Source organism: Sphingomonas sp. BL-S-28 (assembly GCF_055521515.1).
Genome location: NZ_CM145484.1, coordinates 178295 through 190154, shown reverse-complemented (window position 1 = coordinate 190154; position 11860 = coordinate 178295). Strand labels below are relative to the sequence as shown.

Annotated in this window: 10 protein-coding genes; 4 read left to right on the top strand and 6 right to left on the bottom strand. The window is 64.7% G+C overall.

Annotation, left to right across the window (positions count from 1 at the left end):
• Nucleotides 1-230: 230 nt before the first annotated feature.
• From ACZ1JC_RS09655 to ACZ1JC_RS09645, 3 genes are read right to left on the bottom strand one after another with little or no spacing between them, the layout of a single operon-like run.
• A complete protein-coding gene (locus ACZ1JC_RS09655) occupies nt 231-632 on the bottom strand; it encodes a metallopeptidase family protein (protein ID WP_465137064.1) in 402 nt (133 codons plus the stop codon).
• A 10-nt stretch (nt 633-642) separates the two neighbouring features.
• Nucleotides 643-2541, bottom strand: coding sequence for a M1 family metallopeptidase (locus tag ACZ1JC_RS09650; protein ID WP_465137065.1), 1899 nt, complete (start codon nt 2539-2541; stop codon nt 643-645).
• 42 nt (nt 2542-2583) lie between these two features.
• Nucleotides 2584-4086 carry a tetratricopeptide repeat protein gene (locus tag ACZ1JC_RS09645; protein ID WP_465137066.1) on the bottom strand — a complete coding sequence of 501 codons (1503 nt, stop codon included), beginning with the start codon at nt 4084-4086 and terminating at the stop codon, nt 2584-2586.
• 278 nt (nt 4087-4364) lie between these two features.
• Here ACZ1JC_RS09645 and ACZ1JC_RS09640 point away from each other — a divergent pair, with 278 nt between their 5' ends.
• The 3 genes from ACZ1JC_RS09640 to eco all read left to right on the top strand — a co-directional run bounded on the left by ACZ1JC_RS09640 (nt 4365) and on the right by eco (nt 6411).
• Nucleotides 4365-4778, top strand: a complete 414-nt coding sequence (locus ACZ1JC_RS09640; RefSeq protein ID WP_465137067.1) for a hypothetical protein — start codon at nt 4365-4367, stop codon at nt 4776-4778.
• Nucleotides 4779-5050: 272 nt separating this feature from the next.
• Nucleotides 5051-5788 carry a hypothetical protein gene (locus ACZ1JC_RS09635; protein WP_465137068.1) on the top strand — a complete coding sequence of 246 codons (738 nt, stop codon included), beginning with the start codon at nt 5051-5053 and terminating at the stop codon, nt 5786-5788.
• 167 nt (nt 5789-5955) lie between these two features.
• The gene (gene eco / locus ACZ1JC_RS09630; RefSeq protein ID WP_465137069.1) at nt 5956-6411 is read left to right on the top strand and encodes a serine protease inhibitor ecotin; all 456 of its coding nucleotides are present in this window, start codon (nt 5956-5958) and stop codon (nt 6409-6411) included.
• Nucleotides 6412-6480: 69 nt separating this feature from the next.
• On the opposite strand, the gene ACZ1JC_RS09625 is transcribed toward eco, so the two are convergent.
• On the bottom strand, nt 6481-6843 hold the full coding sequence (locus ACZ1JC_RS09625; protein ID WP_465137070.1) for a hypothetical protein: 363 nt from the start codon (nt 6841-6843) through the stop codon (nt 6481-6483).
• Between the two features lie 73 nt (nt 6844-6916).
• Nucleotides 6917-7378 (bottom strand): outer membrane lipoprotein, encoded by a 462-nt coding sequence (locus tag ACZ1JC_RS09620; RefSeq protein ID WP_465137071.1) that lies wholly within the window; start codon nt 7376-7378, stop codon nt 6917-6919.
• 361 nt (nt 7379-7739) lie between these two features.
• On the opposite strand from ACZ1JC_RS09620, the gene ACZ1JC_RS09615 reads away from it, so the two are divergent.
• The gene (locus ACZ1JC_RS09615; protein WP_465137072.1) at nt 7740-9152 is read left to right on the top strand and encodes a metal-dependent hydrolase family protein; all 1413 of its coding nucleotides are present in this window, start codon (nt 7740-7742) and stop codon (nt 9150-9152) included.
• 61 nt (nt 9153-9213) lie between these two features.
• Here ACZ1JC_RS09615 and gyrB read toward each other — a convergent pair whose 3' ends face one another.
• Nucleotides 9214-11745, bottom strand: a complete 2532-nt coding sequence (gene gyrB, locus ACZ1JC_RS09610) for a DNA topoisomerase (ATP-hydrolyzing) subunit B (protein WP_465137073.1) — start codon at nt 11743-11745, stop codon at nt 9214-9216.
• Nucleotides 11746-11860 lie beyond the last annotated feature (115 nt).

Genomic DNA, 11860 nt, shown 5'->3' with positions numbered 1-11860 from the left:
TTTTCTTCGCGGGCGTGGCAGAGAGGAAGCGGGGCCCCCGCCTTCGCGGGGGCGACGAGGTCGGGTTTTGAGAGACCTGTCGGCGATCACCAAATCCTCCCCAGCAAGGGGAGGGGGACCGCCCGAAGGGTGGTGGAGGGGTGTCAGCCTCCCGGTGGCGGACTACCGCGCCGGTTACACCCCTCCGTCAGCGCTACGCGCTGCCACCTCCCCTTACAGGGGAGGACCGGTCAATCGGCGTCGTCTTCCAGTGCGTGCATGTCGTCGTCCGACAGGCCGAAGTGGTGCCCCACCTCATGCACCACCACATGCGTCACCAGGTCTTCCAGCGACACATCGGTTTCGCACCACTCCGCCAGCAGCGGCTGGCGATAGAGCGTGATGCGCGGGCGGAACTCGCCCGAAACCCAAACCGATTCCTCGTCCAGCGGGCGGCCGTGGTAGAGCCCGGTCAGGTCCCAGGCGTCCTCGATCCCCAGTGCGTGCAGCGTCTCCTCGTCCGCGAACTCCTCGACGTGGACGGTTATCCCGTCGAGGTGCTGCGCGAACGGCTGCGGTATCCGCGCGAAGGCGGCGTGGGCGAGGGCCTCGAACTCGGCGGGGCCGGGGGCGGAACCGAAGCGGCGGGTCATGCGGGCAAGCCTACTGCGCGTTGGCGTCGGGGGCCAGGATTCGCTCGATCCCGGCGGCGGTGGAGGGATGGTAAGTCGGCTTGGCCTCGGCGAAGAAGTCCCGCGCCTTGGGCTGGCCCCAGTCGCCCTGCTTCATCAGCCCCTTGTAGAGCGGATAGACCAGCAGCCCGCGCCCGATCCGCGAGAGATAGGCGCGCAAGTACGGCACCGCCGGATCGTAGTGGTTGGCAATGGCGAGTTCGAACCAGGCCGACTGGATATAGGCATTGCCGGAGGCGGAGAGGCCCAGCGTCTCGTCCAGTTCCTTCAGGCGCGCAGGGCTTTGCTGGCGGTCGATGCCGTTGAGGAAGCGCAGCCATTCCTGCGTGGTCCAGCCGGTGGGCTGCACGGCGCTGGCCGGGCCGCCGGCGTTGAAAGCGGCCAGCTTGGTATCGACCTTGGCCAGCGTCGCGCTGTGGACGCGAACGGCATTGTCGGGCAGGCCGGCGCCGTAGGCCCAGCGGTCGAGCTGAAGCTTCAGCTCCAGTTCCGGCTGGCCCTTCAGCAGGCGTTCGCGAAGGTCGGCAAGGAAGCCGGCGGTGGTCTGCGGCTGGAAAGCGTGACGGTCGAAGTAGGAGGTGAGATAGGCGTCCCACTTCTCGCGGCCCACGGTATATTCGATCATGCGCAGGAAGTTGGAACCCTTGGTGTAATCCACCTCACCCGCGCCCGGTTCGCCGTTCAGGCGCGTGGCGGCGCCGGTCTGGCCGCCGGCCGCAGCGATCTCGCGCTGCATCACGTCCCAGTCGAGGTCTGCATAGGTCGCAGCCTGCTCCTTGCCGTAGAGCGATTCCATGATGCGGTTTTCGAAGTAGGTGGTGAAGCCCTCGTTCAGCCACGAATCCGACCATGTGGCATTGGTGACGAGATTGCCCGACCACGAATGCGCCAGCTCATGCGCGACGACATCGGTGTTCGAGCGGTCGCCCGTGACGATGGTCGGCGTCAGGAAGGTCAGCATCGGGTTTTCCATGCCGCCGTAAGGGAAGGCGGGCGGCAGCACGAGCATGTCGTAGCGGCCCCAGCGATAGGGGCCGTAGAGCTTGCTGGCGGCGTCGATCATCTTTTCGACATCGACGAATTCCTTCGCCGCCTTGTCCAGCATCGGCGCCTCGGTCCAGACGCCGGAGCGGGGGCCGAGCGACTTGAATTTCAGATCGCCCACCGCAAAGGCGATCAGGTAGGGCGGCACCGGCTTGTCCATGCGGAAGCGGAATTGGCGGCGGCCATCGGGCAGCGCCTCGCCCTTGTCGCCCGAAAGCTTCTCGGCGCTCATCACCGCGACCATGTCGCCGGGAACGCGCAGGGTGGCTTCCCAGGTCTGGCGGATGCCGGGGCTGTCCTGCGTGGGCACCCAGGAACGGTTGAGGATCGCCTGGCCCTGGCTGAACAGGAAAGGCTTCTTCTTGCCGAAAGTCATTTCCGGCGGCAGCCATTGCAGCGCGGTGGCGCCGGGCTTGGAACGGTAGGCGATCTTGATCTTGGTCGCGCCGGCAAGTTCGACGGTGAGCGCCGAACCGATATCGGCGTTAGCGGCGTCCTTGGGGCCGATTGCCCACTTCAGCGGCTTGCCCGAGCCGTCGGTGACGGCGGACACGTCCATGTCGTTGACGTCCAGCACGATCTGCGTGGCGCCCGGCGCGGCCAAAATGTCCAGCACGGCGCTGCCGGCCAGCGTCTTGCTGGCGAAATCGACATCGAGGTCCAGCGCGACATGGGTGACGCGCGCCACTTGCGGCTCGGCGTGGGTCCAGACGTCCTTCGCCTCAGGCGTGGTCAGGATCGGAGCGGGTATCGTTTGGGCCATCACGGGCGAGATGGCGACGGAAGCGGAGCCGGCAAGGAGCGCGGCAGCAAGAAGAGTGCGCATGGGCGCGGTTTATGGCCGCGCCCATGGAGAGGTGCAAGAGGACTAGAACGTGGTGGGATAGATGTCGAAGTGCCCGATGCCGCCCGCGCGAACGATTGCCGCCTGCACATCCCCGCGGGCCCGCAGTGCCTGCATTCGGTCATCGAAGGGATCGCGCGGAAGGTTGGCGGGGGCGGCGCGGTAGATGCTGAGCCGGGCCAGCGCCTGCACGCGCAGGTCCGGTTCGTCCAATCGGGCGATCATCGTTGCCGCGGCGGCATCGATCCGGCCCAGACAGAGTTCCAGATCGGTCAGCGCGTCCGGATGGTCCTTCCCATGCGCTTCGGCATAGGCAAGATCGGCTTCGGCAAGGTCTTGCCGGCCCAGCGCCTGCGCGGCGCAGCCGTGGGCCAGATGGTATTCCATCACGCCATAGGGGCTTGCCTGAAGCTGTCCGCCGGCGAAGGGCTCCAGCACCGTCAGTGCATCCTGAGGATGGCCGAAGCGCGCGTGCAGATAGGCAAGGTTGATCGACTGGCTGACGTTGGCCGCGCCCCGCTCCCCGCCGCTGATGGCACTGCGATAGGCATCGACGGCATTGTCGTAGCGGCCAAGCTGCTCATAGGTGCGGGCAAGGCCGTCCCACCACCAGTTGAGCCGTTCTGTGCGGTCGGAAAATTGCTTGGCCAGCACACCGTCGGGCCGGGCCGCCTCCAGCGTGGCCAGTGCCTTTTCGGGCTGCCCCAGCGTGCGCTGCGTGGCGGCAAGGTCGATCGGCAGATCGAGCAGGCCGGGCCGGGCAAGGCTGCGCTTCTCCAGATCCGTCGCCTGCCGCTCATAGGCGGCGCGCACGTCGAACCCAGCCGGCAGCACGGCGCGCAGCGTGGGATCGAGGCTGGCGTCGAGTAGTCGCTGCGCACTGTGGATGCCAGCGATCTGCGCAGTGGCGCCGGCCTTGTCACCCTCCTGCGCCAGCAACTTGGCGTAGCGCAGCCGCATGCCTTCATAGCTGGGATCGTCCTTCGCCGGGGCGAACTTCGGGGCCGAAGTGAGCACCAGCAGGCGGCGGTATGCCGCAGGATCAGGCTCTTCCGCCAGGCGGCGGGCGAGCGTGAAGATCCAGTCGCTCTTGAACGTGCCGAAGGCTGCCGGGGCGTCATGCTGGATCGTTTCGAGCGTAGTCACCGCATCGTGATTGCGGTTGCTGTCGAGTTCCAGGCCGAAACGCATCCGCCAGGCCACGTCCGGCGCACCCGGCAGCGCGGTGAGGGCGCGTGCGTGGACCAGCGCCGGCTCGATCCGGTTGCTGCCTCCTTCGCAGAGCACGGCCGCCAGCAAAACACGTATCTGCTGGCTGGCATCGAGCGTCGGGAAATCCTTGCGCGCCAGAAGGGGCGAGACGATTTTCATCGCGCCGGTGCAGTCGTTGCCGTTCATCGACGATTGCAGGCGGGGCATGACCTTGGCGAAGTCCGCATGGATGTCCGCCCGCGCCTGGGCCATAGCCGGTAGCAGCGCGAAGCCGCCCAGAAGCGCCAGAGCTGACGCACGACCAGTTCTTTTCATCGGTTTCCTCGTATATTCCGATAAATTCTAGGAGAAGGGCAGGGGTTTGTCAGCCGGATGGCGGCAAAAAACGCGCATGGTCCCCGGAACGAAAGGGGGTAGGGCGGAAGTCGGGTCGTGGTTGTTGGGTAAAGCCGATTTGCATCATCGGGGCTTGTCGGTGTACCTCTTGTCGGACGGCAAGGGGCATTCTCGGCCTTTTGTTTTTTGTTTGCTTTGCATGGGTTTGCGCTATCTGGCCCGATGCGTTCGGGCGGATTTGCGCGGGGGAAATATCGATGAGGCGTTCGTTTCTGCTGACTCTTGGCGCTCTGTGCCTTGTCGCGCCGCTGGGCGCGCTGACCGCACAGCCGAGCGGCGCGAATGCGGCGTCGAATGCCTGGATATTTCTTGGCGCGCGAAACATCGCCAGCGGCACCGAGCACGAGACCGTGCAGGTGACCAGCGAGCGTCACCTTCGCCAGTTGAAGTTCTGCGTCTTCAACACGCCTCTCCGTCTTGAGACCCTGTCCATTCAGTTCGAGGATGGGCAGCGGCAGGAGGTTCCCGTGCATGACCGTATCGCGGCGGGGGGGTGTACGCCTACCGTCGATCTAGCGGGAGCGCCCCACCGCGTCCGCACGGTTGAACTGGCTTTCGGCAGTGTTTCGCGGTTTCGCCGTGCGCCGATGGTGCGCGTCGTCGGCCGCTGAGACGGGCGCACGGTTCGGCGCGTTTGTGGCCGATATCGGGGAAATTCCGTATATGCTCCGATGCACGCTTGGCTGATACCGCATAAGAGTGCGATTGGAATCTGCCGGGCAGGATTGGCGCATTTGCGACAGGCCGCGCATCCTTGTTCCGGAACTTCGGTTGGCCTGCGAACTTTAGAGTATGCAAACCTCGGCTGCTCATAACTTTGGCGGGAGTACGACGATGACCGTATGGATCGCGCAATGAACGCCGCGGCGAACATGGCCTGATCATGGCCGGTCCAGGGCGAAACGCCGCTTTCGCGGTCCTGGGCATGGAAACCGGTCTGGCGTGGCTGGTCGCCTGTCCGCTGCCCGCGCTGGCGCAAGATAGCGCCGGACGGCCCACGCAGGATCCTTTGGTGACCGTTCAGCGATCCGGTCCGAATGCTACCCCCGATGCCCTGTCCCAGTCGCGCGGATATGAAGGCAGGCGCGGTCTTCGGCAGGCATCGAATCTGGTCCTGACCCCGGCGGCATCGATCCCGGTTCCGCTACGGCGCAGTGGGCAGAGCGCGGATATGTCGCCGCCCTCAGTATCGAACCAGCCGCCCGTCCAGCCAGGTGTCTCCCATCGCTTTGGACCGGGGCCGGGCACTTTGCGTATCGCGCAGGAATTTGCGCCGCGTCGGGCGGCAGCGCCGTCCGGAACGGCCGCCAATCACATCGAGCGGGTCTCGCCGACGGCCATGACGATCGCGACGCTAGAAGACGATCTGGCACTTTCCCCGGAAGGACTGGAAGACCGGCACCGCTATCGTGACCGGGATCTCATGTCGTATATCAAGCACCGCAACTGGAACTTCGCCACCTACCTGGGCCTCGATCTTGCCGATGCGCTGGATGTGCGCGAGCCTTGGCTGCGCGATCTGTCGCTGGGTGTCGAATGGCCCAAGATCAAATCGGTGGTGGCGGCCGGGCGCCGCTCCAACCCGGCGGCGCCGGCGATCACGATGGGAATCGCCTTCTGACGGGGGAATTGCTTTCTGACGGGGGAATTGCTTTCTGACGGATCAGGCGGCGCGCGCGAACCGAACTCAAAGTATTCTGCAAGTATTCTGCGAGGTGGGAAATGGCCGGCTCAAGTTCTTCACACGCCGCGAACCCGTCACGATGGGCGGGCCGCCTGGCGCTGGGCGTGGCGGCGTCGCTTGCGCTGGCACCGGCAACCGGCGCCGCCCCGGCGAAGCGCACGGCGGCGGACGAGTTGAAGGCATTTCCCCCTGCTCAGCCCGGGCAGATACGGCGGGTGATCTTCCTGCCCCAAGCTGCCAAGGAAGACGCGCTGAAGGTTGGAATAATCGTCGGCAGGACGATGATGGTGGACTGCAACCGCCACTTGTTCGGATCGCGTGTGGAAAAGCGCACCGTAGCCGGCTGGGGCTATGACTATTATGTCGTCACGACGGCGCATCCGCCGGCCACCACCTTGATGGCCTGCCCACCCAACAGCCAGTCGAAACAGTTCGTGCGCAGTGCCGACGAACCGATGCTGCGCTACAACAGCCGTCTTCCCATTGTGATCTTCACGGCGCCCGAGGTGGAGATCCGGTATCGCATCTGGCGGGCAGGGCCGGAAACGACGGCCAAGTAATCACCGGTCGGAATTACTTCAGCCGAGGCCGGCCCGCCTGCCTGCCCGTTCATTCAGTCGTTCGGTTATTCAGCGCTGCAACCGCAGGTTTTGCGGATTGAACCGCTGCACTTCGAACACATTGGCGGATCGCCTGAACACCACCGATCCGCGCGCGAAGTCCACGGCCACCACATTCAGCGCCTGGCCGGGCTTTTTCGGATTGGCGGCGTAGTAATTGTTCAGCAGCATCGTGCCGACCACGCCCGTTACCGTATTGCCCTTCACCGCCCGCTTTTCCACTTCGGCGCGGGTGGGCGCGTCCAATTGCGCCAGAACCGCACGATCGAATGTCGAACTGTTGGCCGGTTGCGCGGCGGCAGGCGGGGCGAGCGTTGCAAGTGCGAGCGCCGCAGGGCCGAATAGGGCCAGTCGTGGGAGATCGAAATGCATATGCCTGTTCCTTTCAGGGCAATGTCCGGCGCTAGGCGCGACCGGGCTGTGCAGTGTCAGTGAGTCAGCCGGATCAGTGAGTTACCCGCGCATTTTCGGATGTGCCGGAAAGCCGCACGCGGTCACCCACGCGGAAGTCGCGCGGATCGCCGGGCTGGACGACCGCCACGTCGTCCCCCGAATCCAGGTGCAACGTGATCTCGATACCTGCCGTGCGGGACGAACCCTGTAGCGCACTGCCAACTGCGCCGCCCACGACGGCGCCGGCCACGCCGCCGGCGACATTGGCGGCGGTGCTGCTACCGATCTGGCTGCCGCCGATGGCGCCCAGCGCACCGCCCGCTACCGTGCCGACCCGTGTCTGTCCCGGACGAATTTCCACCTCGCGGATCGCGGTGACTTGCCCGAACTGGACCTGGGCGACTTGCCCGGCCTCGTTCTGAGAGAATGAGGATACGCCCGGTTGCGGGGTGCATCCGGCCAGCAGCGCGGCACCGGCAATGGCCGGCATGATCGCGAAAGCAGAGGCTTTCATGGCTTTCTCCTTATCTCAACACGTGAGTTCACCAGGGCAACGGCTTGGCAGGCGGCAGCAATCGTCGCACTTCGATCGCTCCGAAACGGCGCGCGCTCCGAAACACTATGCAGGATCAAAGCAGAGCACGCGCATGCCGTAAGTCCCGGCAACGATGCCTGGAGTAACCTTTGTCGAATTTGTTCGAATTCTGCCGAAATAGCTAACCCGACAAAATCCGGGCGACTCGTGGCATCTACCAATGTCAGGTGTGTATCACTGATAAACCATGACTGAAAGCATGTTGCTGATATCTATCGTTACGATCTGCCGTGGTGTATTTGCTTTGGAAAATAAGTACGGTCGATCAGGAGTGGCTGCAATGATTGCAATGCATCCTTCGTTTCCTGCCTTTCATCGCCGCCCCCAAAACCTCTTGCGCAAGATCGTGGCGGGGCTGACGGCGCTGGCGCTGGCCGCCGGGCCCGTGGGTCTGGCACCGGCGATTCAGGCGCAGCAAGTTCCCGCCGATGGCGGCGATACGATCCTGATCCAGAACGTACGCATCTTCGACGGCAAGCACGCCACGCTTTCGCCGCCGTCCAGCGTGCTGATCCGGGGCGACGTGATCGAGCGCATTTCGACCGGGGCGATCGCCGGGACGACGGCAACCCGCGTTATCGATGGCGGCGGGCGGACGCTGATGCCGGGGCTTATCGATGCGCACTGGCATTCGATGTTCGTGCGGCCGACCCCGCAGCAATTGCTCACCAACGATATCGGCTATACCACGCTGCAGGCCGAAGCGGAGGCGACGGCCGCGCTGATGCGCGGGTTCACCACCGTGCGCGACATGGGCGGTCCGGCCTTTTCGCTGAAGCGGGCGATCGACGAAGGGCTGGTCGAAGGGCCGCGCATCTATCCTTCCGGCGCGATGATCACGATCACCGGCGGCCATGGCGATTTCCGCCAGTTGAGCGAACTGCCGCGCCGGCCGGGAACGCTCAGCCATATCGAGGAACTGGGCGGCGCCGCGATTGTGGACGGTCCGGATGAAGTGCGGATGCGCACGCGCGAACAACTGATGCAGGGTGCCAGCCAGGTGAAGCTGACCGCCGGCGGCGGCGTGGCGTCTCCGTTCAGCCCGCTGGACGTTTCCACTTTTACCGAGGCGGAGCTTCAGGCGGCGGTCGAGGCCGCGGATAACTGGGGCACTTATGTTGCCGTCCATGCCTATACGCCGGCGGCGATCCAGCGCGCGATCAAGATGGGCGTGAAGTGCATCGAGCATGGCCACCTGATGGATGAGCCTACCGCCAAGATGATCGCCGACCACGGCGTCTGGCTGAGCACGCAGCCGTTCGTCGACATGTCGCTCGGCGCCGCGATGGGGCCGGACGAGCAGGCGAAGCTGAAGGAAGTGGTGGACGGGACGGACCGGATGTACCGGCTGGTCCGCAAGTACCACATCAAGACCGCCTTCGGGACCGACATCCTGTTCTCGTCGCTGCTGGCCAGCCGCCAGGGTAATTCGATCGTCGATCTAACGCGGTGGTTCACCCCGGCGGAGGCGCTGATCATGGCGACATCGACGAATGGCGAACTGCTGCGACTGTCGGGGCTGAGGAACCCCTATCCCCGTAATCTCGGCGTCGTCGAGCAGGGGGCCTATGCCGATCTGATCGTGGTGGACGGCAACCCGCTGGAAGACATCAAGCTGGTGGCCGATCCCGGGAGGACTTTCATGGTCATCATCAAGGACGGCAAGGTCTACAAGGACACGCTGAAGTCCTGAACGCAAAACGGGGCCGCGCGATCGATGTCGCGCGGCCCCGCTTGATTCGCAAATCGCCGGATCAGATGTCGAGATTGGCGACGTTCAGCGCGTTGTCCTGAATGAATTCGCGGCGCGGTTCCACCACGTCGCCCATCAGGCGGGTGAAGATCTCGTCGGTAACGTCCGCGTCCTCGACCTTCACTTGCAGCAATGCGCGGTTTTCCGGATCCAGCGTGGTTTCCCAAAGCTGTTCGGCATTCATCTCGCCCAGACCCTTGTAGCGCTGGATCGACAGGCCCTTGCGGCCCACCGCCAGCACCGCTTCCAGAAGCTGTGCCGGGCGCGTGATCACGTCCGCGCCGACGATCGGGCGGGTGGCGGCCTCGTCCTCGACATCCGCAGCTTCGGCTTCGGCCACGGCGCTGGCGCGGGTGAGGCGGGCGGAGCCGGAATAAACGTCGGCATTCTCGGCCGCGAGGCGGGCGAGCTTGCGTGCCTCGGCGCTGGCCAGGAACGTGCCTTCGATCTTGTGATGGTCGGTCACGCCGCGCCACACGCGCTCGATCTCAAGGTTGCCTTCATCGGTCAGGCGGGCGGACCACTTGGCTTCCGGATCGCCGCGATCGAGCCACTGCGCGGTGCGTTCCAGCGCGGCGGTGCGGTCTGCGGGCGACAGGTCGGGCTCGAACGCACCGGACAGCGCCAGTGCTTCGATGATCGTCGGATCGAAGCGGCGGGGGACGAAGCCCATCAGGTTGCGGAAGCGGATCGCGTGATCGACCAGCGCTTCAAGGTCGCTGCCCATGCGCGCACCGCCCGAAGTTTCCAGCACGCGGCCGGAAAGCCCGGCTTCGACCAGATAGCGGTCGAGCGCGGCATTGTCCTTCAGGTAGACTTCGCTGCGGCCCTTGGCGACCTTGTAGAGCGGCGGCTGCGCGATGAAGAGGTGCCCGGCGCGGATGATTTCCGGCATCTGGCGATGGAAGAACGTCAGCAGCAGCGTGCGGATGTGCGCGCCGTCGACGTCTGCGTCGGTCATGATGACGACCTTGTGGTAACGCAGCTTTTCCAGGTTGAAGTCGTCGCGGATGCCCGTGCCCATGGCCTGGATCAGCGTGCCCACTTCCTTGGACGAGATGATGCGATCGAACCGCGCACGCTCCACGTTCAGGATCTTGCCCTTCAGCGGCAGGATCGCCTGCGTCTTGCGGTCACGCCCGGACTTGGCCGAGCCGCCTGCCGAGTCACCCTCGACCAGGAACAGTTCGGACTTGGCGGGATCGCGTTCCTGGCAGTCGGCCAGCTTGCCGGGGAGGGAGGCGATGTCCATCGCGCCCTTGCGGCGGGTCAATTCACGGGCACGGCGCGCTGCTTCGCGGGCGGCGGCGGCGTCGATCACCTTCAGCACGATGGTCTTGGCGGTTGCGGGATTTTCCTCCAGCCAGTCGGTCATCTTCTCGCTCATCAGCGCTTCCAGCGGCTGGCGCACTTCGGAGCTGACCAGCTTGTCCTTGGTCTGAGAAGAGAACTTGGGATCGGGCAGCTTGACCGATACGATCGCGGTCAGGCCTTCGCGCATGTCGTCGCCCGAGAGCGAGACCTTTTCCTTCTTCAGCAGCCCCGAACGCTCGGCATAGCCGTTCAGCGTGCGCGTCAGCGCGGCGCGGAATGCGGCAAGGTGGGTGCCGCCGTCACGCTGCGGGATGTTGTTGGTGAAGCACAGCACGTTCTCGTAATAGGAATCGTTCCATTCGAGCGCGACTTCCATGCCGATGCCGTCCTTGTCCGCCGCAATGGCGATCGGTTCGGGCATCAGCGGCTGCTTGTTGCGGTCCAGGAACTGCACGAAGGCGCCGATGCCGCCTTCGTAATAGAGATCGTGCTCCTTGGGCTCCTCATGGCGCTTGTCGCGCAGCAGGATGCGCACGCCCGAGTTCAGGAACGCCAGTTCGCGGTAGCGGTGTTCCAGCTTATCGAAATCGAACTCGGTGACGTTCTTGAACGTCTCGGTCGATGCCAGGAAGGTCACGCGGGTGCCCTTCTTGAAGCCGTTGTCGTCCGGGTTCTGGTCCACCTTCGGCGCATCGCCGACGATCTTCAGCGGCGCCACGGCATCGCCGTTGGCGAACTTCATCCAGTGCTCCTTGCCGTCGCGCCAGATGGTCAGTTCCAGCCATTCGGAAAGGGCGTTCACCACCGAGACGCCCACGCCGTGGAGGCCGCCGGAAACCTTGTAGGCATTGTCGTCCGACGTATTCTCGAACTTACCGCCGGCGTGGAGCTGGGTCATGATGACCTCTGCCGCCGAGACGCCTTCCTCCGGGTGGAGGCCGGTGGGAATGCCGCGGCCGTTGTCTTCGACCGAGACGGAGCCGTCCGGATTGAGTTCGATCAGCACCAGGTCGCAATGACCGGCCAGCGCCTCGTCGATCGCGTTGTCCGACACTTCGAACACCATGTGGTGCAGACCCGAACCGTCGTCGGTATCGCCGATGTACATGCCCGGACGCTTACGAACCGCGTCGAGACCCTTGAGGACCTTGATCGAATCCGCGCCGTAGCTGTTCTGGTTCTTGCCGTTGTCGGCGGTGCTGTCGTCGGTGCTAGCCATGGCGAGGATATAGGGATTGAGGGCCGGAAACCCAAGCAAAACCGGCGCTATGCCCGTGCTTTTCCACAAGACTGGACGGGGCATGCGGCGAGGGTTGCGGGAACTGCGTTCAGGC